The 23,018-nt window shown below is 36.6% G+C and carries 15 protein-coding genes; 4 read left to right on the top strand and 11 right to left on the bottom strand.

Annotated elements, in window-relative coordinates:
- The 4 genes from JNUCC74_RS16990 to JNUCC74_RS17005 all read right to left on the bottom strand — a co-directional run bounded on the left by JNUCC74_RS16990 (nucleotide 1) and on the right by JNUCC74_RS17005 (nucleotide 5,332).
- Complete coding sequence (locus JNUCC74_RS16990) at nucleotides 1-744, bottom strand: ABC transporter permease (RefSeq protein WP_077318591.1); 744 nt, start codon at nucleotides 742-744, stop codon at nucleotides 1-3.
- Nucleotides 737-1,639: an ABC transporter ATP-binding protein gene (locus JNUCC74_RS16995; RefSeq protein WP_454066218.1), complete on the bottom strand. Its 903-nt coding sequence runs from the start codon at nucleotides 1,637-1,639 to the stop codon at nucleotides 737-739. Before JNUCC74_RS16995 ends, JNUCC74_RS16990 begins: the two co-directional genes overlap by 8 nt.
- A gap of 1,156 nt (nucleotides 1,640-2,795) precedes the next feature.
- Nucleotides 2,796-3,656 carry a 3D domain-containing protein gene (locus tag JNUCC74_RS17000; protein ID WP_077318594.1) on the bottom strand — a complete coding sequence of 287 codons (861 nt, stop codon included), beginning with the start codon at nucleotides 3,654-3,656 and terminating at the stop codon, nucleotides 2,796-2,798.
- 749 nt (nucleotides 3,657-4,405) lie between these two features.
- The gene (locus tag JNUCC74_RS17005; RefSeq protein WP_454066219.1) at nucleotides 4,406-5,332 is read right to left on the bottom strand and encodes a DUF1002 domain-containing protein; all 927 of its coding nucleotides are present in this window, start codon (nucleotides 5,330-5,332) and stop codon (nucleotides 4,406-4,408) included.
- 636 nt (nucleotides 5,333-5,968) lie between these two features.
- On the opposite strand from JNUCC74_RS17005, the gene JNUCC74_RS17010 reads away from it, so the two are divergent.
- The 3 genes from JNUCC74_RS17010 to JNUCC74_RS17020 all read left to right on the top strand — a co-directional run bounded on the left by JNUCC74_RS17010 (nucleotide 5,969) and on the right by JNUCC74_RS17020 (nucleotide 9,261).
- Complete coding sequence (locus tag JNUCC74_RS17010; RefSeq protein ID WP_454067915.1) at nucleotides 5,969-7,171, top strand: MFS transporter; 1,203 nt, start codon at nucleotides 5,969-5,971, stop codon at nucleotides 7,169-7,171.
- Between the two features lie 288 nt (nucleotides 7,172-7,459).
- The gene (locus JNUCC74_RS17015) at nucleotides 7,460-8,827 is read left to right on the top strand and encodes an MATE family efflux transporter (protein ID WP_454066220.1); all 1,368 of its coding nucleotides are present in this window, start codon (nucleotides 7,460-7,462) and stop codon (nucleotides 8,825-8,827) included.
- 188 nt (nucleotides 8,828-9,015) lie between these two features.
- A complete protein-coding gene (locus JNUCC74_RS17020; protein WP_454066221.1) occupies nucleotides 9,016-9,261 on the top strand; it encodes a DUF1450 domain-containing protein in 246 nt (81 codons plus the stop codon).
- 375 nt (nucleotides 9,262-9,636) lie between these two features.
- Here the strand turns inward: JNUCC74_RS17020 and JNUCC74_RS17025 are convergent, their stop codons facing one another.
- From JNUCC74_RS17025 to JNUCC74_RS17050, 6 genes are all read right to left on the bottom strand, one after another.
- Entirely contained in the window at nucleotides 9,637-10,017 is a 381-nt protein-coding gene (locus JNUCC74_RS17025; RefSeq protein ID WP_077318599.1) for a RidA family protein, read from the bottom strand.
- Nucleotides 10,018-10,052: 35 nt separating this feature from the next.
- Nucleotides 10,053-10,682, bottom strand: a complete 630-nt coding sequence (locus tag JNUCC74_RS17030) for a lysozyme family protein (RefSeq protein ID WP_077318600.1) — start codon at nucleotides 10,680-10,682, stop codon at nucleotides 10,053-10,055.
- A gap of 1,192 nt (nucleotides 10,683-11,874) precedes the next feature.
- Complete coding sequence (locus tag JNUCC74_RS17035; RefSeq protein ID WP_077318601.1) at nucleotides 11,875-13,881, bottom strand: TRAP transporter permease; 2,007 nt, start codon at nucleotides 13,879-13,881, stop codon at nucleotides 11,875-11,877.
- Complete coding sequence (locus JNUCC74_RS17040; RefSeq protein WP_077318602.1) at nucleotides 13,874-14,410, bottom strand: DUF1850 domain-containing protein; 537 nt, start codon at nucleotides 14,408-14,410, stop codon at nucleotides 13,874-13,876. The genes JNUCC74_RS17035 and JNUCC74_RS17040 overlap by 8 nt, the downstream gene beginning before the upstream one ends.
- 784 nt (nucleotides 14,411-15,194) lie before the next feature.
- Nucleotides 15,195-16,208 carry a TAXI family TRAP transporter solute-binding subunit gene (locus JNUCC74_RS17045; RefSeq protein WP_454066222.1) on the bottom strand — a complete coding sequence of 338 codons (1,014 nt, stop codon included), beginning with the start codon at nucleotides 16,206-16,208 and terminating at the stop codon, nucleotides 15,195-15,197.
- Between the two features lie 336 nt (nucleotides 16,209-16,544).
- A complete protein-coding gene (locus tag JNUCC74_RS17050) occupies nucleotides 16,545-17,582 on the bottom strand; it encodes an NAD(P)H-dependent flavin oxidoreductase (protein WP_454066223.1) in 1,038 nt (345 codons plus the stop codon).
- 331 nt (nucleotides 17,583-17,913) lie between these two features.
- Here JNUCC74_RS17050 and JNUCC74_RS17055 point away from each other — a divergent pair, with 331 nt between their 5' ends.
- The gene (locus tag JNUCC74_RS17055) at nucleotides 17,914-19,188 is read left to right on the top strand and encodes a hypothetical protein (protein ID WP_454066224.1); all 1,275 of its coding nucleotides are present in this window, start codon (nucleotides 17,914-17,916) and stop codon (nucleotides 19,186-19,188) included.
- A 562-nt stretch (nucleotides 19,189-19,750) separates the two neighbouring features.
- Here JNUCC74_RS17055 and JNUCC74_RS17060 read toward each other — a convergent pair.
- Entirely contained in the window at nucleotides 19,751-22,966 is a 3,216-nt protein-coding gene (locus JNUCC74_RS17060) for a DEAD/DEAH box helicase (protein ID WP_454066225.1), read from the bottom strand.
- Between the last annotated feature and the right edge of the window lie 52 nt (nucleotides 22,967-23,018).

Consider the following 23,018-nt stretch of genomic DNA (forward strand, 5'->3'; position numbering starts at 1 on the left):
TTACACCACTTCTTGTTTTCGTCTAATATAGATCGATAATATCATAAATAGAACCGTGTAAGCGACAAGCAATAGTACATTTTGCCATTCTGGCCAATTTCCCCGAATTATTTCCCACGGACCATTTGCATAATGATAGGAAGGCAACCACTTGGCGACATCTTGTAAAAATGAAGGCATGACATTTAATGGCATCCACATGCCTCCGAGTAAAGCCATTCCTAAATACAAAATATTGCTTACACCACTAGCTGTCTCTACTTTTTTCATCGTACCGACAAGCGTTCCTAATGCCAAGAATACAGCAGAACCAAGTAAGACCCATAATCCGCTCGACACCCATTCTACAGCACGAAGCGATACATCATGAATCAACACTCCGGCTAAGAAAATTACTGCAATGGAAAATATATGAATGACACTTTGACCAAGCATTTGACTAATTAAATAGACAGACTCAGGAAGTGGCATCACTTTTAAAAATTTAGTAAACCCTTGTTGCTTATCTTGTACCATACGAATTCCGAGTGTCATTAAGCTAGAACCCATCACACTAAAAGTAGCCATCGACATTAAGTAATGCGCAGCCCATAATGCTTGATCCTCAGTACTTTCATTAAATGTAAATACTTTCGTAAAAATAAAGTAAAAACAAACTGGGACAAATAGTGACCAAAAAACATAATACGGATTACGAATTGCTCGTTTTATCTCAGCACTACATTGATACATGAATTTATCCATCCGCATGACTCCTTTGTACTAATGATTTAAACACATCATCCATACTCCCTTTGTCAATTTGCAGATCATATGCATCCGGAATATGCTGAATAATATAGGAAACTAAAGCGTCTGTATCCTTCGTTTCTAAACAGATTCGCTGATCCCGCTCCTCCACGCTTAATATGTCCGGGATGTCAAGCTTTGCTTTTTCTAGTTTCCTGTGAATACGAAACGATACATATTGCTTTAAAAGCGTTTGCTTAATATCTGCAGCAATGCCATCAGCAATTTTTCGTCCTCGATCAAGTAAAATTATACGATTAGCAGCATTATCTGCTTCTTGTAAATAATGTGTTGAGAATAGAATGCTTTTCCCTTGATCCGCTAGAAAATGAATTGTTTCCCAAAACTTTGCTCTGGAAGTGGTATCCATTCCAGTTGTTGGTTCATCTAAAATAATAAAATCTGGATTTCCCGCTAAACAAACAGCAAAGTTTACCCTCCTTCTCTGGCCTCCGGAAAGTTTTTCTACTTTTGTTTTTAAATCGGCTTTCGATAATCCTGTTAACGTAATCATCTCCGTAAGCGCCAAAGGTTGCGGATAATACGTACGAAATAATTGCAACAATTCATTAGCGGTCAACCCATCCATCATTCTAACTTCCTGCATCATAAAACCTATTCGTTCGCGAACACGTATATTCCTTGGATCTTGACCAAATATATGCACACTCCCTTTCGTTGGTTTTAACAGTCCTAAAATCAGTGAAATAGCTGTTGTTTTGCCAGCACCATTTGGTCCAAGAATTGCAATTACTTCCCCTTGCCTAACGGAAAAAGATACATCACATAATGCTTGGGTTTGCTTAAAAGTTTTACTCAATTGATCTGTCTGAACAATCATGTCATCCATAGAATACCTCCTTGCTATAAGGATAGCTAACTAGGAAAACGAATTGCAGTAGCTTCTGTCACTACTCTAAATTGACAAATGTCATATATCTTCTAATTAAGGAAAACATCACCATTTAAACAGGTTGAAAAAATCAATCTGTAGAGACATGCTATAAAGTGAAACTTCATTCAAGGAGTGCTTTTCTCCTTGAATGTTAGTTAAACAAATCGGGTATTTAGGAACCGTTTTTCTCATCTTGTTCGCAACATCATTAGCTATTTTTGAAATGAGAAAAATACGGATCCTTACATCCGGGATAAAGTGAAACTTCATTTTATGGAATATTTCCCCAATAAATGTTAGTACCTTAAAGGTATGACCTAAAGGCCCTTGAACGAATCGGGCATTTAGGTGCCGTTTCTCCTATTTAGACCCTTTGTATCAACCAGGTCTTGATGTGGAGGCTTACGGCACCTTACATGCGGGATAAAATTCGTTGTCATTTAAATTTTAGAATTGAAGAAAATGTTAAAAGTTTTTTTCTGTTTTTCCATATTGGTAGTTTTATTTTTTTAATAAATGGGAACAAATTAAGTGTAGCAGTTATGTAGAAACAACTTTATAATAAGTTGGGGCGTTAATAATCTCCAAACCAATTGGAATTCGTGCATCAAATTTGGTTAGTTTTTAAATTAAAGGTAAAGGTTGTAAAATCGTAGTTCTTCTAGAACCGGCAATTATGTGCTCCGTTTGCTCACAGCAGGGGCGCTTAAGCTAGACAAAGCTACTTTTAGAAAAACTTGGCTTGTCGCCAAGTCTTTCTGGCGAAAGCTATCGTTTTCTTATACGATAAAGTGAAACTTCATTCAGTAGGAATTTTCTTCCCTCTCCTACTGAATGTTAGTACAGCAAGGGTATGACCTTAAGGCCCTGAACCAATCGGGTATTTAGGTGCCGTTTTCCCCCACATTGACCACTAAAGGCTCTTGAAGCAGGAGTCTTACGGCACCTTACATGCGGGATAAAGCCTAAAGTTTTATACTTTCCTATAGTGTTTAAAAAAGTTAGCCAACGTACAGAAACAGATATAATTCTTAAAAACAATAACAAAATCGAGTGAGATAAGTATCCCACTCGATGGATTACAGGAAATATATGAAATGATATAAATCTCTTATTCTACAATAGTTACGTTAACTGTTCTTACACCCCAATTGGTTGCTTCACCTTTTGTTGGGACAAATAAGTCAATTTTATTACCTTTGATTGCACCACCAGTATCAGCAGCTGTTGCATAGCCATACCCTTCAACATAAACTTTTGAACCTAGTGGAATAACACTTGGATCAACAGCAATTACTTTTGCATCTGGATTTTCCTTTAAGTTTACACCTGTAGCAGTAATACCCGAGCAGCCGTCACAGCTTGCCGTATAAGCAGTTGCTGTTACAGAAAATGTTTTACCTGCAGGTTTTTCCTGTTTTTCTTGCGCGGGTGCTTGATTACTTGCAGGCGCTTTTGGAGCTGCTGCTGTTGCTTTAGCCTCTGGAGCTTTTGGAGCCGCTGCTTTAGGTTCTGGAGTTGTCTCCTGCTTATCCACTGTTTGCTCCGTTTGTTTTTTCGGTTGTGGTGCTGCCTGTTCTACATTTGTTGCTGGCTTATTTTGGGAAACAGTAACTCCTTCTAAAGTTAATTCTTGCCCAATTACAATAAGATCTGAGCCTAGGTTATTCCAATTTTTTAGATCTTCTACAGATACATTGTATTTTTGGGAAATAGCAAACAATGTATCTCCTTTTTGGACTTTATATTTCATTTTTGCTTGTTTATTTATTAGTAATGTTTGTTTCGGATAAATTACTGTAGATTTCAAATCATTTATTTCAACTAAGTTTTCTACTGTCGTATTGTGTTCGTTAGCAATATTCCAAAGGTTATCTCCTGCTTTTACATCATACTCATCTGCTGATACTGTAGTAGCAGCAGTGCCAGCGATAATCATACCAGTCGCGAATGAAGCCATAATCTTTTTCATTCGTTTTCCCTCCTTAAATATCTGACATAGCCTATCCTAACACAGCAATTCAGGTAGTGCAGTTACAGAATGTTTAAAACTCCATTACAAGAATTACCAAAACCAATGAATTATATTACATTTGTAATGTGTTTGAGACAAAAGGACTACCAATCTTTCATTTTGACTTACTATAGTCATAGAGTCACTTACCCTGTAATATCGCATCCTCTATTCCGGAAAAAACGAACACCAAAAATTTGTCTCCTTTCGTTCAGAATGAAAGCTGACATAAACTAACTTATCATGTACCGCGCAGAAGACAGGTCGTCGATATCCTCATCACTTTTTTACAACTTTAAAACGTCTAAATTGAAATTTCGTTAGTAGGGTTGTTCCTTCATACGAATCAAGCATTCTAGTTCATATTCGGCATAACTATCGAACTGGGAATCTTTCAGCACCTTAGACAGTATAAAATGATTACGACGTCAACACCAATTGTATGGGATACATACTTTTATACCTTTTTTCCTTCTAAATAATTTTTGACCGCACTATTTTTTCATTAACTGTAAATTTAGCCAATAGAAAAACTTGGCTTGTCGTCAAGTCTGCGAGAGTTATCGTTTTTCTTATACACGATAAGCCATAAAGTTTTATACTTTCCTATAGTATAAAAAAAACTGCACCACCACATGTTGTTTGAAAGTTCAACATTCCGGGTGCAGTTCCATGAAGGATATGTTTATTGTCTGTTCTATTAAATATCAGCTAAACAGCCCTTTAAAAAAGTTGGCAATTGCTTGGAAAAGCTCACTGAAGAAGTTAGCTACTTTTTCCCAAAATCCTTCATCTAAACCAAGTTCTTCAGCTTTATCCTTGATTGCTGTCGAGATATCATCTAATTGACTTTTCACTTGGTCAAAATTTATATTTAAATCACGCATTTTATCAATTAAATTAATTAGCATTTGTCGATCTGCTTCACTTAAAGATATTTCCAGCTTATCCAGTTGCTCTTGAACAATCCGTTCTACATCTTCTTTCGTAGCTGGGTTCTGTTCGGCAATCGTCTTTTTGATCTCCGTAAGCAGTTGACTAGCCTTTTCTTCTCCAACACCTTCTTTTCCAGCTAGTTGTGTTGCTACTCCCAGCTCTTCATTAGCAAGCTCCATCCGCTCTTTATCAAGCTCTTGCCCGTCTACATCATACGCTTTATAAATCCCCGTTAATGCAGAATGACCACTAACTTTTACAGGAGAAGCCACATCAACCGTTGCATTTTCGACACCAGCTGTAAGCAACGCATTTGCGTACATTTCTTTCGTGACCTCTGTAATATTTTCTGGAGTTACAATATTAATAGTTAGTCCATTTCCTTCTTCTTGAAGCGCTATTTTAGCACTTGAATACATATTTGAATTTGGGTTTCCATTAATATACTTGGCTGCATCTTTTCCAGATACATCATATTCGTCAACAGCATCTCCATCTTTTACATTTAACAATTCACGAACTTTAGCACGCTGATCACTCGTTAATTGAGCCCCATAAACAACAATTGGCTGTCCCAACTTTTCATTAATACTATCTGAATTACTAGCTCCACTATCAGCATGAACAGACAAGCTTGTCCCTAGTACCAGTAAAGCAATTAACATGATTAGTAGAAATTTACTTCCTTTTCTTATCATTCTTTATTTCTCCTTTATCAGTTCTTGCTTTATTTTATGCTTTCTTCAAGCTAAATATCATTATACCTCTTTTTTTTATGTATGAATACATTTTTGAAAAAAATTACAACCTGGGATGTATTTTACTGCTAATGTATGCAACAGTACTAAAGTGCATATCAAATACAAGAACCAGGAAGTTCAAAGCCTCGCTGTTAGCGATAAGCAGAATAGACAATATTAGAGACCAAAGTAAGCCGTCTGAGTTAGATGTTTAATCGATTTTTGAACAGCCCCTTACTGTTCATCATATATATTGCTTTATATGAAACCATGCCCATTGGAACATAAAATTATTTTTAGAAAGCTGTAATTTTTCTTATACTATAAAGCCAGTTTTATATTTTCCTTAGTGTAAAAAAAACTCATCAATAACTATGAGACGAATCAATAGAATATTTTTGTTGTATTCTTTAAAAGATTAACGTGTCTTTGTTGTTAAAATCGACAATAACGCTTTCAATATTCCGTGCTAAGCAGATAACTTTCCTTTGCTTCATAAATGCGATAATATTTAGGGTGACGAAATATTTTATCAGAAAGAAGGGTATTGCCATTATTGACGATTATCCGATCGTGAAGAGAAACTTAGCAATCATGTGGTTTGCTAACTTTTTTATTTCTGGAAGTATGACAATGGTACTTCCATTTATTTCTTTGTACATTGAATCTATGGGTAATTTCTCGGACTCATATGTACAAAATTGGTCAGGTTGGATTTTTGCTATTACCTTTGTTACCGCATTTATTTTTTCACCTATTTGGGGAAGAATTGGTGACAAGCACGGACGGAAGAACATTCTTATATTTTCTGCAATTGGAATTGGCTTGTCCATTTTCCTAATGGGCTTTGCCACTACGGTTTGGCAATTATTTTTTCTCCGCTTCATTATGGGGATTGCAACTGGGTTTATCCCTATGTCACAAGCTTTTATCTCAACACAAACACCAAAAAACATCGCTGGAAGAGTACTTGGTACACTACAGACAGGGAGTATTACGGGAGCGTTAATGGGACCTTTATTAGGAGGAACGCTTGCTGATACATTTGGCTTTGCTAGTACATTCAAATGGGTATCCGTTACGATTTTTCTTTCTGCTCTAATCGTTCTCTTTGGCGTTAAAGAAATAAGACTACATGTTGATGATGAAAAGGAAAACAAACTATATACAAGTAAGCAAGTTATCCAGCATATTGTAGCTAATCCAATTTTATTAGCAGTTTTGCTAATGTCAACATTAGTTCAGATCGCTCACTTTAGCATTCAACCAATATTATCTTTATTTGTTGCTGATATTCACGGACCAGAAAATGTTGCCTTTTTCTCCGGTGTAGCTTTCTCCGCAGCGGGTCTTGGTAACTTACTCATGTCTAGAAGGCTTGGAAGACTTGGTGATAAAGTTGGCTACATTAAAGTGATGACTGCACTACTATTCATGGCAGGGATTGTATACCTTCCAGGCGCTTTAGTTACAAATATTTGGCAGCTTGTCATCTTACGCTTCTTGTTGGGAATTTCAATTGGCGGTATTATTCCGGTTCGAATTGCCTACATCCGGCAAACCGCACCACTTTCTATGCAAGGTGAAGTGTTAGGATATAACACAAGCTTACGCTTCCTTGGAAATATTATTGGACCTGCATTAGGTGGAGCAATAGCAGGTTTTTTCGGGTTTTCAGCAGTATTTGTTGTTACAGGTGTATTGCTCTTAACAGGTGGTATTACCATGCTCGTTTGTTGGTATAAGTACGAATACAATCATTCTCATTCCCGCTCATTATCTACACGGAAAAGTTAAACCGAGGACATTTTTGTTCTCGGTTTAACTTATTCATATAGATTCTATATCAAATGTAGCAATCATTTATTTCATTAGAAAAACTTGGCTTGTCGCCAAGTCTTTATGGCGAAAGCTATCGTTTTCTTATACTATAAACCATAAAGTTTTATGCTTTCCTATAGTACAAGAGAATCGGATAAAGAACGATTAAAGATGACAATAATTTTACCGTTTTCAAAATAAGCTTTCCATTTTTAGCAAATAAAGATAAACTAGCTTTACATTTGCTTGGAAAGTTGGGATGATATGTCCTCTAACAAACTAAGAAAAATTACATTGTTTAGCTTAACTTGGCCAATATTCATTGAAGTACTGCTTCATATGTTAATGGGTAATGCAGATACATTAATGCTTAGCCAATATTCCGATAATGCAGTAGCTGCTGTTGGGGTATCTAACCAAGTTCTCTCTGTAGTCATTGTTATGTTTGGATTTGTAGCTCAAGGTGCAGCTATATTAATCGCTCAGCATCTTGGAGCAAATAACCGTAAGCAAGCTAGGGAAATAACAGTAACTGCTATTAGCTTAAATTTAATATTCGCTATCGTACTAAGTACTGCTCTGTTTCTAGGAACAAAGGAAATCCTTCAGTTAATGGATCTGCCATTAGAAATTATGGATGAAGCCTCTAGCTATATGAAAATTGTTGGCGGTCTTATCTTTATACAAGCATTAATCATGACAGTAGGAGCTATTTTACGTAGCTACGGATTTACCAAAGATACGATGTCTGTAACAATCGGGATGAATATTTTAAATGTGGTTGGTAACTACATTGTTATCTTTGGACCATTTGGATTTCCTGTTTTAGGAGTTGAAGGGGTAGCATACTCCACAGCCATAAGCCGCTTCATCGGATTTCTATTTATTTTCTATTTATTACGAAAGCGCAGTCAAGAAAAAATGGATTTCTCTAATTTTTTCCGATACCAAAAACAACATATTAAACCATTGCTGCAAATTGGGATTCCCTCAGCAGGTGAGCAATTATCTTATAACGCCAGTCAAATGATGATCACATACTTTGTTGCTCAATTGGGAACACTGGCAATAACGACAAAAGTATATGCACAAAATTTAATGATGTTCATCTTTTTGTTTTCGATTGCGATTGGACAAGGAACACAAATTTTAATTGGACATATGATCGGTGCTGGAAAAATGGAAGAAGCTTATCAACGAGCAATAAAAAGCTTGAAGATCTCTATCGTTATTTCCTTAAGCATTGCCACTATTGCTTATTTGTTTTCTGATTCGTTATTGGGCATTTTTACCAATAACCCTTCGATTATAGAAACAGGTAGTGCATTATTATTAATGACCATCATCCTTGAGCCTGGACGCGCGATAAATATTGTTATGATTAGTTCCCTGCGTGCAGCTGGTGATGTGAAATTTCCAGCATATATTGGCATTGCCGTAATGTGGGGAATTGGGGTTACCATTGCTTGGTTTTTCAGTATCTATTTACATCTCGGGCTTATAGGTATTTGGATTTCTTTTATTGCCGATGAATGGTTACGGGGTATGTTCATGTTACGACGTTGGAAGAAGCGGAATTGGGTATCGATGAGCTTTGTAGATAGTGAAGAGAATAAACCTGGTACGGTTTAGAAGATTGATTTCTTAGTGAATATATGCTACAACTAACAAAGCCCCTTATGATGTGTTCAAAAAAGAAATGTAAATTTGGACGACGCAGTATTAATAAAGCGCCGCAGAAATTCGACGTGTCGTTTTTATGCGAGTTTTGAACATCCTATATAGGGTAACTTGAAATAGAAAGAAAGTGATAGCACAAAATGGGCATTGTCGTAGTTGAAGTCTGTGACGGAAATGCAATCACTTCTATTGATATAGAGGAAATTTTAGAACGGGAATTTCCCGAAGTAGCTGTGCTTATAAACGATTGTTTATCCTTTTGTGGATTATGCCGGGTGAAACCATATGCAATCGTAAACAATAAACGCATTTTCGGAAACACACCAGAAGAATGCTTAGATAAAATTAGAGCAGCTATTAAAGAAGAACTGGCTAAATATGAATAAGAGCCCGTTCTTCTTTTTATATATATTTGAAAAATTTGCACATAGATTAATTAAACGTGGTAAAATTTTTGGTTTCATATGTACAACTAGCAGGTAATCCGTGTTAGCTGTATAAGCCAACTTATTTATTTTGACAATTTCCCGGGAAATATGTCGTAAATCACATCAGCATAAAGTAAATCTTATCAGTAAGAGTTTTTCTTTATCCCCCACAGATTGTTAGAATGAACAGAATCGGGTATTTGACTTGCAGCTGGATTCCTTGCTTATCCTCCTAGGGTTTACCCCCTTGCATGGTAGTCAGGTCCTACTGCCAGTTTACCAAAGATTCATTTTGTTGGGTTATAATACATAAAATTTTGCATCCTCGGTCTCTTAAGCGTCCATATTGATAATAACATCCATCTCTACTAAAGCATCTTTCGGTAGCTTACTAACCTCCATGGTAGATCTCGCAGGATACGGTTTTTGTAAAAAGCTTCCATATATTTCATTAACAATTGCAAAATCATCCATCGAGTTTAAATAAATAGAAAACTTAACCGCTTTTGATAAATCCGCTCCTGCTTGCTTAACTATTGCTTCAATGTTTTGTAAAACTTGCTTTGTTTGGCTCTCAATCCCTTTTACCATCTGGCCAGTTTCTGGATTGATACCAATTTGACCAGATACAAACAGCAAATTATCGGTCTGGATAGCCTGTGAGTACGGGCCTAAAGCAGCTGGTGCTTGTTCGGTTTGAATTGCTTTATTCATCCTATTTCCTCCTTTAAACAATTATGCTATTTCGATTACTTCTCTTGTTTTAACTCATCCCTATACGCCATTACGGATTTCACGTAGTATATATCTCCATAACAAGCATCAAGTTCTCTCGCCCCATCACGTAAGCAACGATATTTCTCTTTATCAGGATCGTTAGCATACATTTCCTGCGAAAAGTGAATTGCAGCTTCCTGTGAAAAGCCCTTTCCCTGTTCATTGAGATAGTTAATAAATCCTCTGCCAAAATTATAAGCCTGTACTGCTACGAGTAAATCTTCGTCTGCATCATTTAACGTTTGAGAAAAATAATAAATACCTTGCTTAATGGATATCTCTGGATCTTTGATACAGTTTCTCTTTCCACAATAACTCTCAGATGCTTGCATCGGATCATCTCCTCGCCCGCCAGATTCTTGCATCATGATCGCAAGAATGGTGTCAACATGTTTTTCGATACCGAATTGTTTTGCATACTTTTCGACAAGCGGACGATAGGCTTTTACGTTATCGCTAATCAACGAATCCGTTTGCCCAGAAGACTGGTTGTTGTCTGTTTGATTAACCAATAGCGGAATCCCGGTAAACAAGACAATAAAAACGATAGCAATAAACATAGCTTTTTTAATTGATTTTGATAATCTCTTGTTGTGTTTCATCTTATCTTAATCCTTTATCATGTAAGATACAAGTGTGCTGACAACCCACCTGAATAGCAAAAAAGAAAGGCTGCTTTATCAGATATATCTGGTGTCCAATCAGAAAAGCTTGAAGTAACATACAGAATCACGCCAATTAAACTGCTAACCAATATGTATACTAATATACTCTGCTCACGCCTTATTTGTCTCAAACTATAGTACAAAATAGCAACAAGTATGATAGAAACCATCATATGAAGACCAAATTCGCTTCATTCGTTCCATGCGTTAAAAACAGGGATATAGTCAACATTTAGTAATAAGGTGTATCATGTGGACGCAACTAGTTGAATAAGCTTTAAACAACCTCCAATCTAAAATCCGTAATAAGCCAATTGTTACTAGTTTACTAATTCCCAATATTCCCCTTTACTCTGTATCTATTATATTAAAACAATTCTTCTTTATTTCAAAGTGAATGAATGAGAAACAGTTCATTCATCTTCTATATTAAGTCCAAATAGACTTGAAAAATATGAGTAAATGGGTTTGTTTTTTTATATATGCGGCAATACCTCGTCTACATGATTTAGAGGGGAACGACGAACACCAAAATGGAAACCAGTAATTTTTACACTTATATCTATATCCAAACATGTATAAATAAGCACACCATGTTCTTTAGCAATGGCTTGCAGTGTCTCTAATTGCTGGAAGTGATTTTTTTAGCTCCATTCTTATTCGCTCGAGCAATATTTATTATAGATTCTTCATCTAATGATAGATCCCTATCAAAATGTCATCAAATCCCTGCTTATGTAAAAATAATGCCTCTTAGGAGCAATAACACTTTAATCCTTGAAAAACAGGACGTGATGCCAAAATGCGCTTTAGTACAGGGATAGACCGAATGGATTCGAGTCAGATTGTTTTACCACTTGCATTTCATCTAGGTTGTTTAAAGGAAGGATTAATTTTGGTTTTACCTTTAAATCTATTTTTTCATTCATAATGCCCCCTACTCACCTAAAAACTAGCTTCTCTTCCATCTCTATCTGAGACAAGCTGCAAATGCGCTTGGAATAAGGTGATAAGATTCTTGTAATTCACTTTTTTCAAGCATAAAATAAGGGTGATCCGTTTATTTGATCACCTTTCCGAGAGTACTATCTATTCTGAATATTGGTTCTTTATAAATGTGATTATTCCATTAACCACTGGCTGTTTTTTGTATTTCCTCTTCATCCGAACCTTTTGATCGCTTCAGATAAAATTGCCCAGCGATCATAATAATAAATGCCACAAGACCAAAAAGATCCGTATTACCTTCCGGATAGATTAATAATAAACCAACTGCTATTGCTAGCAAACGAGCTAACCAATGAAGTTTTATATACCAAAACCCAATTAACCCAGCTCCAATAGCAATCATCCCAGTAATTGCCGTAATCAAGATCCAAGTAACCTCTAGAATCGTTGCATCAATCATCAACAGTTGCGGTTGTAATACAAACATGTATGGGATGATAAAGGCCGCAATTGCCAGTTTGGCAGCATTTGCCCCGGTTCGAATTGGTTCGCCACCGGAAATTCCTGTCGCTGCAAAAGCAGCTAACGCAACTGGAGGCGTGATATCTGCAACAATTCCGAAATAAAATACAAACATATGCCCAGCTAAAACCGGAATTGCAACCTCAAGTTGATTGTTTAGCGCTAAAATAGCTGGTAAAGCTATTGTCGAGGTAATAATATAATTTGCTGTTGTCGGTGAACCCATTCCTAAAACAATGGAAGTAATCATTGTAAAAAATAGAGTCAATAGTAATTGTATTTCTGCAGAGGTTGTAATAGCTTCTGCCATGCTTACTAAACTATTTCCTAATTTTAATCCAAGCCCGGTTTTCGTTACTACACCTACAATAATTCCCGCACATGCTGTTGCTGCAGCGACTCCTAAAGCTGTTCTCGCTCCTGAAGTCAACGCTATAATAAACTTTTTCGGCGTAATTCTTGTATCTTTTCTAAACAAACTCACTAAAACCGTAATCCCAATACCATATAATGCTGTTCGTTCAATACTAAATCCTTCAAATAACAACCAAACAATCGCTATAATAGGCAAAAGCAAATGAATCTTCTTTAAAACTTCCTTTTTTGGTGGAATTTGCTCCTTTGGTAAACCATAAAGCCCGAGGCGTTTCGCTTCTAAATGTGTCATGATCCAAATCCCTGAAAAGTATAAAATAGCTGGAATTAAAGCCGCTTTAGCTATCTCCCAATATCCTACACCCGCAAACTCAATCATCAAAAAAGCAGCTGCACCCATTATCGGTGGCATAATTTGACCGCCGGTTGACGAAGCTGCTTCAACTGCACCCGCAAAATTTGGTTTATATCCTAATCGCTTCATCATTGGTATTGTATACGAACCAGTTGTAACCGTATTGGCAACAGAACTTCCAGAAATAGTTCCATTTAATGCACTGGAAAAAATTGCAACCTTTGCTGGTCCACCAGTACGCCTTCCAGCAAGAGAAATGGCCAAATCATTAAAATAATTTCCGACGCCCGTTTGGACAAGAAATGCACCAAATAATAGAAAGAGGAAAATATAGGTCGAGGAAACTTGCAAAGGTGTACCTAAGATACCTTCCGTTGTAAAAAACATGGAATTGATAAGCTGCTCTAGGCTTAATCCTCTATGCGCAAGCATACCAGGCATTTGTCTACCAAAGAAAGCGTAAATTAAAAATAGAGCGGCAATTACCGTTATTGGTAAACCGACAGCGCGCCTTGTTGCCTCTATGACTAATATTATCGCTAATCCCCCAATAACCATTTGTACTTGGGAGATACCGCCAACCTGCTGAACAATCGTATCATAATATAATGGCCAGTACCCACATACGATGATTGACAACATTACTAGAATATAGTCATACCATGCCACTTTATGCTTTATCCCTTGTTTTTTTCTAGCGGGAAATAGCAGGAAAATTAATGATAGAGCAAATCCTAAGTGTATCGTTCTCTGAATATACGCTGTCTTTTGTCCAAATGCACCCGTATATAATTGAAAAATAGAGAAGGATAGTAGACCTATAAAGACGATGGCAGCAGCTACTCCGGCTAACTTTCGCGTATTAGATTCCGCATCATACTTCTGTAGCAACTCTTCTTGCTCTTGTCTCGTAATCTCATCTTTTGCATCATTCATGTATCCTCATTCCTTTCAAGAATTGCCATAACGTTAGGTTCTCAATCTTCAACGTAAACCAATCACCAGGCTTAAAAAATTCATTTAAGTAAATCTGATTTTCCGCATATTCTCCCCATACTAAACGATTTTCAGAAACAACTTTCCCGTTTCGTAATTTAATTTGTTGAAATTGATTGTTCAAATTTTTAATATGGTACTTCCCATTCTCATAGGAAAACTCTTCCCCATTTTGTGCATTAGCAGGCATACCGATCCCAAATTCTTCAAAAATGATTTCCGTTTGCCGAATCGATTGTTGTTCAGTAACAACATATTTTTCGATCACATCTTTTAAATGAATAGAATGTGTGAAAATTAATTGAAATTCTTCGCCTTCATTAATTGGTAAAAATGCAGCAACTCGCTCTGTATTCTCTTGATAGAATATTAATGCCGAACGAAAAGGTACAAATAGCATGATCCATACGATTATGCAAAGGAGCAAAATAGTGATGAGAAGATATTTTTTTCTGTATATTCCCTTCATATTCATCTCACCTTAGATTTAATAAATTAAAGAGGATGGTCAAAAGATATGTCGAAATTCCTCGTCATTAGAACGTATAAAACATTACTGCTAACGTTAAAATAACGCGAACAGAATTTTAAAATTCAACATAAAAAGCACAACGCCAGCAGCTACGTTTTCTTTACCCGCTTATTTCATCGCTACTTCGTGTATTCAAATACATTCACTTTGCCACTCGAGACGGCTTTCCTTCGAACTTCGATACACAAGACGTGAATCGACATGGACTCGAATCTAAAGAAAGGCCGACGAAAAACGGGCTTGCCGTCCACCGTCGGCATCCCCCTTTAGAATGTTTTCTTTTTCGTAAAGAACTCTCCAGTCTGTACATCGCTAACCGACTGCTTCTAGCTTTTGTTCTCCTAGAAAAAGAAGGACATTTTTTCTATATGGGATGTACGATTACGGAGCTTCCCTTATCCTGTTACAATGCTGATACTATCGTAGGGAGTAGGAAGTTTATTACAGCTTGAGCGCACACTAGACGAAGCTCGTTTCAAAAAACAATATCCATTATGCTCCAAACGGATATTGTTTCTAGATAATAATGAAATCGTCAACAAAAATACATTGCGTTTTTCCAAGGTCGTATCCGATCCTAAGCTTTTACCACCTTTTTGAACACGAACTTAAAGCACAGATAGCATGAAACTTCCCTAAACCTGAAAGGCATTCGAGTTAAACATGAAAGAGCCGGCAGCAAATTACTCATTATAGATTTAAAGCCGGCCATGAAATAACATTACTCCGATGAAGATACTCCTTCTTCGTCAAAGTATTTTTTAGCACCTGGATGTAAGTCAACCCCGATCCCCTCAAGAGCAGACTCCTTCGTTATATACTCACTTTTATCATGGGAAATTTTATCTGTATTATCATATATTGCTTTCGTAATATCATAAACAACATCTTCCGAAAGGTCTGTTGTAACAGCTAACATGGCTAAAACAGCCACTGTTGGTACGTCCTCCTTCATATCATACGTTCCTGCTTTTACTGTATCACTCGCATAATATGGATACTTTTCTATTAAGGCGTCCACTTTATCCTGTTCAATTGGCACAATGCTAACATCTACTTGTGCTGCTAATCCTTCGACTGCTCCAGTTGGTGTCCCTGCAGTAATAAATGCTGCATCAATGTTTCCGTCTTGGATACCCCCAGTGGATTCACCAAAATCAAGGTTTTGTGCTTTAATGTCGTCCATAGACATATCGTGAATTTCTAGAATTTGTTCAGCATTGACATACGTTCCAGAACCAGGGGCTCCTACTGAAACGGATTTTCCAGCTAAATCTTTCACAGAATTAATGCCAGAATCCTTTGTTGTAACAATTTGAATGGTTTCTGGATAAAGCGAACCTAATGCTACAACATTATCAATAGGATCACCTTCGAATGTATTAATACCTTCAACAGCATTCGACATGACGTCTGTTTGTACAAATGCTATTTGTGCATCCCCATCCCTTAGTGCAACCACATTGTCCGCAGAAGCATTGGATGATTGTGCATCTGTTTGAATACCTGTTTCTTTACTAATAATGTTGGCCATCTCTCCACCCAGTGGGTAATAGGTACCACTTGTACCGCCCGTCAACATGCTTAAGAATTCTGGTTTTTCAGCTGTTTTTTCACTATCTCCTTTATTATTTGCATTAGCTTTTTCTCCTTCATCATTTCCTCCACAGGCAGCTAAAAATAATGTAAATCCAAATAGAATTGATATCAACCATAGCCATTTTTTCTGTTTCATGAAAATTCTCCCCCTCTTAGCATAATATCGAATATATTTTACCCTGTTTAGTATTTTATTGTCAAACTATTATAAACAGAACAAATAGGTTAAATATTATAACTGTAAGCGAAAACAATATTATTTGAAAACATTTTATTTAGAAATAGGAACGAAACAAAGGCGATCATCTAACGAAATTAAAAGAAACTGTCTATAATTGACTCGTTTCTGATAGCTAAGGTTTTTTCTTAATGTAATACTCGGCTCTCAAAGTGGGAGACTTACGGTACCTTACATACGGGATAAACAGAAAACAGATTAGTTCGCTACAACTAATCTGTTTTCTGTCATCTATTACTTACTTAATGATTGAATTATTTCGCTTACTGTTTCCTCTCTTGTTATACTACCGACCCGCTGCCCCGCCCATAATGATTGATATTGCGGATTAGCTTGTTGTTGAGCTACTTTTCGGATATCCTTTGTTAATTCATTTTGAATCGGAAATGGCATCGCTGGTACCTGTTTTTGCTCCAATTCTTTAATAAATGTATTTACGATTCCCCTTGCAGGACGACCGGAAAAATATTTAGTAATCACTGTATCCTCATCATTTGCTTTGATTAATGCATCCTTATAAGAATCAGCTGTACCCGCTTCCTTTGCTACAAGAAAACGTGTACCAAGCTGTACCGCTGCTGCTCCCATCGCTAATAAGCCTTCTATCTGCTCTTTGCTATAGATTCCCCCAGTAGCAATAACAGGAATCTCTACTGCTTCAATTATAGAAGCAAGTAAAGAAACTAACCCTATATCACAGCCGTTCGGGTATTTCTCCATATGAAAAGTTCCACGATGTCCGCCTGCTTCATACCCTTGAGCAACGATCATATCATAACCTGCTGCTTCAAGCTGCTTCGCTTCCTCAACATTCGTCGCCATACCAATTAGAATCACCTGATTTGCTTTTAGCTTTAGAATATGCTCCTTGGAAAGCAGGCCAAATGCGGTACTGACTATTGGCACTTTTTCTTCTAAAATAACCTCCATATTTTCCAGCAAATAATCCATTGTCTGTACATGATCCATGCCACTGATAATCCCTAACTCTTCACGGAATTTGTTTAATTCCGCTTGCATACCCGAGACATCATCTGAAAAAGCCTTTAGATTGGTGGCAAAAACATTCACCGCAAATGGCTTTTTTGTTTGTTGCTTTATTTGCTGAATAGTTGTTCGCAGTGACTCCGGGTTCATATAGCCTGCCCCAATTGTTCCCAATGCTCCTTCATTTGCCACTGCTGCTACTAATTCAGGCGTAGTAATCCCACCAGCCATTCCTGCTTGAATAATTGGTATGTTAACACCTGTAAGTTGCAAAAAACGGTTCATCCCATTTTCTCCTCCTTCTAATTTCCAGACAATTTGATCATACCATGAAAACATTAATAGATTGGCATTTTCCCCCATTCTTAAAAATCTGTTTTTAATAGAAACTATTTTCTCATTAGATGATATTACAAAATAGATTTAACAGGTATATTCAAATATAATCTTGACAATTATCAGAAGATTGGCTACCATATTGCTAATCTAAATAGGACTACAACTTTCTTACTGGTATAAATCACACTAATACTTTAATACATTAGCGCGTTTTCTTATTAACATGTTATCTATCATGTGGCAAGTACTACAAAATATAATTTATAGGGGTGATACGATGAGGATGAAAGTGGCCATATTTGGCAGAAAAGCAATGGTCAATCATACGAATAAAGTTATGAATAGTTACAAGGATATAGAATTTAATTTTTTTCAGTACTCTAAAATGGACGAGATCAGATTATTAATCGATAAAGCATACCTATGCGATATATTTCTGTTTACAGAACAACTCCCTTACTTGTTTATCAAGAAGAAATTAATTCCAAAAAAACTTCCCTGTATTCATGTTTCGTTTGATGAATACATGTTATTAACTACATTGCATCAGCTGCAAACAGAAAAAACAAAAGCACACAAGCGATTTTCTATCGATGCTTGCGATGACAGGCCGGTTAAAAATGTCCTGTCCGAATTAGGTATTCAAGAGAATGAAGTTCATATCTTAAAAATGGACGAAACAATGTTTATCAATTATCACCAAGTTACCGACTATCATCAGCATTTATGGGAGCAAGGGAAGATTGACTTCGTATTGACCTCCTTAGAAGAGGTAAAGCATACGCTAAAACAAAAAAACATTCCCGTTAGTTGTATGTCCATCCCCAAAGTAAATCTGGCAGCCGCAATTGATGAAGCAAGGAAAATCGGACAATTATACAATTACCAAAAAAACAACGTTCAAGTTGTAATAGGATACCTAGAATTGAAAGGAGTAAACCAACCAGGCAAAGAAGCTTGCTATACATTACATCAGCTTATTGCCGAATTTGTTCAGCAAACGAAGGCAACAGTTGTTACCAATCATGATAAACAACTTGTACTTTTCGGCACAAACCCAGTCTTAGAGCAAATAAAACAGTATTACCGTGACTTTCCATTATTACACATCATTGAGCGACAACTAGAAGCTCCGGTTGCCATGGGATTTGGTGTAGCTTTAAACGCCAACGAAGCAGAAAAAAATGCCCGACTAGCATTAAAATCCGCTCAAGCTACAAATGATAGTAAGTGCTACCTCGTTAATCAGTGCCAAGATATCATTGGTCCAATTGGTGTCCCAAAAACCTTTGACACTTCGAAACTATACCATGCACTCATTCATAAAGCACGTTTAAACAATGATCTATCTTATAACTTTATCCAGTTTATTACGAATCGAAATAACGAACCTTTCTCCTCCCATGATTTCGCCTTACACTATAAAGTGACTAAGCGTAGCGCAGAGCGTACTATTAATAAGCTGTTATCAGGCAAGGTTATTAAAATAGCCGGCGAAGAGAAGCCTTACGTAAGAGGAAGACCGAGAAAGCTGTTTAATTTAAATCTATGATCACCGTTTACAAACAGCTTCCTAACATAGCCGTTCAGAAAGTAGAAAATGATCATTACATTTATAGGAACAAAAGCTAGAAGCCTCGGTTAGCAGCGTACAAACCGGAAAGCTTTTGAAGCGATAAAGGGAAACTTCATTTCTTGCAGTGCTTTTTCCAAGAAATGTTAGTACCGCAACGGAATGACCTAAAAGCCCTTAACCAATCGGGGATTTAGGTGCCGTTTTCGACAACTTAAACTTCTCCGTATTCTCTCAGTTGTAATTTTACGGCACCTTATATACGGGATAAAGGGAAACTTCATTCAAGGAGTACCTTTCTCCTTGAAAAAAAAGAACGCTTTTTTTGCGTGGGATACATATTCAATGAAGCTTTCCTTGTCCTGTCAATCCAAATAAATCAGGAATGTTGGAGTCGTTTTTCTTATCCTGTCCGCCTATGTTTTTTGGTCAATTTACATCAGATATTCTTATAAATGATTTAATCGTTTCTACCTTGATTCGTTTCCCTTGATGATTTTAAAACAAGATTTTCGTACAACTAACAGCCGGTTAAAATGTTCTAGATATTTAACAACTCGCGAATATCATCTTCACTTAAGGAAGAAAGCATTGTCTCTCCTGGTTGGATAACTTGATCAATCAATTCACGTTTTTTCTGTTGTAACTCATAAATTTTTTCTTCAATCGTTCCTTCTGTTATTAAACGAATGACTTGAACGACATTTTTTTGTCCGAATCGGTGAGCTCGCCCTGTCGCTTGGTCCTCAACAGCAGGATTCCACCATAAGTCATATAAAATAACGGTATCTGCGCCTGTCAAATTTAGTCCCGTACCACCAGCCTTAAGAGAGATTAAAAATACATCATTTTCACCATTATTAAATCGTTCACTCATCTCTAAGCGTTCCTGTGATGATGTTTGCCCATGCAAGTAGAAATAGCCAATTCCTTCATTTTCTAACCGATGTTTTATAATTTCATGCATGGAAGTAAATTGCGAGAAGATCAGCATACGCTTTCTATTTCTTCTAGCATTGCGAATAGTTTCCATGAGCTGGATAAGCTTTCCAGATTCTCCTTGATAATTTTCAATAAACAAGGAAGGGTGGCAGCAAATCTGTCTAAGTCGGGTTAACCCAGCTAAAATTTTTATTCGATTTTTCTGGAAGCTGCTTTCACTTATCGTCTGTTGAGCTTCCTTCTGTAATTGTCGGTGATACCCTATATACAATTCTTTCTGATCTTTAGTTAGTTCAGATGTATGAACAGTTTCGATTTTATCCGGCAGTTCACTCAACACGTCCTGCTTTAATCGACGCAAAATAAACGGTCTTGTCATCATTGCAATTTTATCATAAGACATTTGTTTAAACGTTCTTTGATTCGGCATAAGTCCGGGAAGGATGACTTGAAAAATAGCCCATAGTTCATCAATCGAGTTCTCAATCGGTGTACCACTTAGAGCAAATCGACGCAATGCATTTATTTTCCGGACTGCTCTAGAGGTTTTTGTTGCGTAATTTTTAATAAATTGAGCTTCATCAAGAATTAACGTTTGAAATGATAGCTCCTTGTATATATCAATATCTTGTCGTACTGTTGCATAAGAAGTAATCCACACATCCATTGTCTGGGAACTGGCAATTTTCTCTTTTCGTTCCTGTGGTGTTCCTGTTAAAACAGCTACTTCTAAATATGGGGTAAATTTTGCAAACTCATTTTTCCAATTATAAACAACGGAAGATGGTGTCACAATTAAGTGTGGATACTGTCCATTTTCCGAAGCAAGATAACAAATACTTTGTAATGTTTTTCCAAGACCCATATCATCTGCCAAAATCCCGCCTAAGTTATACTCACTTAACGACTTAAACCACTGAAACCCTGTTTCCTGATAACTGCGTAAGGTAGCATTTATTCCTTCCGGAGGCGGATATACCTGCTCTTCGGGTGACCTTAGGTGATGCAAGAGTTTGCGAAATGATACATCATAATTTTTATCTGTTTTTAGTAATTCATCCACCTGCGTTCCTCGATAAACAGGAACTTTAATGTTATTTTCGGCAATATCCTTTGCATCAATATCCATATCAGCAAAAAATTGTCTTACAGATGAAAACGAGTCGCTTTCGAGTGACATGAAAGCCCCACTATCTAACCGGTAATAACGTTTTTTCTCAATCACCGCTTCTAAAATGCGGCTAATATCAGCTTCACTAACCCCATCAATATTAAATCCAATATCTAGTAAATTAGAGGAACGTTCTACTTGTACCTTTGTATGAGCAATTGGCTCCATCTCTACTAATAAGTTACGGATTTCTGCTGTTAAAAACAGTTCTACATAATCATCTAGCTTTGGCAATGTATAGTAAACAAATTCATACATATCCTCTTCGTTTTCCATATGAATATATAGTTCTTTTCCATTATAATGAAAATCAGCATATTCAATCAGCTGCATAATTTGCTGTTCTTTTTCAACATCTCGAATGATGATAACATCATTTTTTTCTCTACCATTAAATGGATCTATTATCTCCTCTCCATAATGATATTTCAATTGACCAACGATCCATGAATCCTTAAATTCTAAATACAACTCAGCCTTAAGCGGAAACTGAACAATTTCTTGAGCTACTTTTTCTGTAATTTTTACATCGCCCACCTGTTTCAACGAAGGAATAACCGTTGAAACAAACTCATCAGCCTGATGTTTCGCTATCGGCAGCTCTAAGTCATAACGTTGAAATTGACTTAACTCTTTTACAATAGGCACTTGCTGTTGTCTGGGAAAATAGAAAATGCCATCAGCAAATAACAGTTCATAATTGGTTAAGTAGAGCAGATCGTTTAATCGGTTCATCTCAAGGACTAACCCTTCCTTATCGTTTGCCGATAAGGAAAAAGCAAACGGCATTTGTCCTTTTTGAATGGAGACAGCTGAATAGTTTTGTTCACGTGTGATCACCGTAAGTGACCGCTCAGCCATTTGTTCTAATAACGGCTTTGCTTCAAGCGGAGGTATAATAATAGAACGTTTGCTTTCCTGATTTTTTATAAAGGAATAATCAAAGTGATAAACACGCTCACTTTGTAAAATGGCATATAACTTTTCAAGAATATTCATATCTTCACGGGAAAATGTATGGAACTCTGGACTATAAGCAAACAGCTTTGTCAGTGGATATTCCTTTCCCTCTATAATATGTGTAAGAAGTGCTTCGGCGTCTTTGACAACGTAACACCGCTTTTCTCCTACTTTTATCTCTACTTGGATTTGCTTTTGAACCTCCAACTTACAAATGTACTCTACCTTTAGTTCTGTTTGCTTCATGATCTGCGAATGTTTTCTCTCTAATTGCGGTGCATTATTTAATGCGTTCATAAAGCTTTGCGTCAAATCATAGTCATAAGATGAAAAACCCGGTCGTACTTGATTATCTTGATTCACTAGTTTAATAAGCACGGCAGCAATATGTTTACATGTTCCAAACGTATCAAATGCTGGACAGTCACAAGACGTATCGATCGAACCTTGGGCTAAATTTTTTACATTTATTTCAACATAATAATCCTCAGATCCATATACCGTCGCTGACCATTCCTGAAAATTTATATCGTATAAAAGATCACTAACTCTATCTTGCAAATAGTATTTTAATCCACGTTTATAAATAGCCGAAGGAAATAACTTTTCCACATTAATATGTTTCATACTTTTCAAAATAGAATTACCTTCCTTTACTAATTCGTATGTTTCTATTGTAAACAAGTTTCCCCTGTTTTTAAACCAATCTTAATTTAACTGCTATTATTTAAAGGCT

This window comes from Cerasibacillus sp. JNUCC 74, assembly GCF_053667775.1.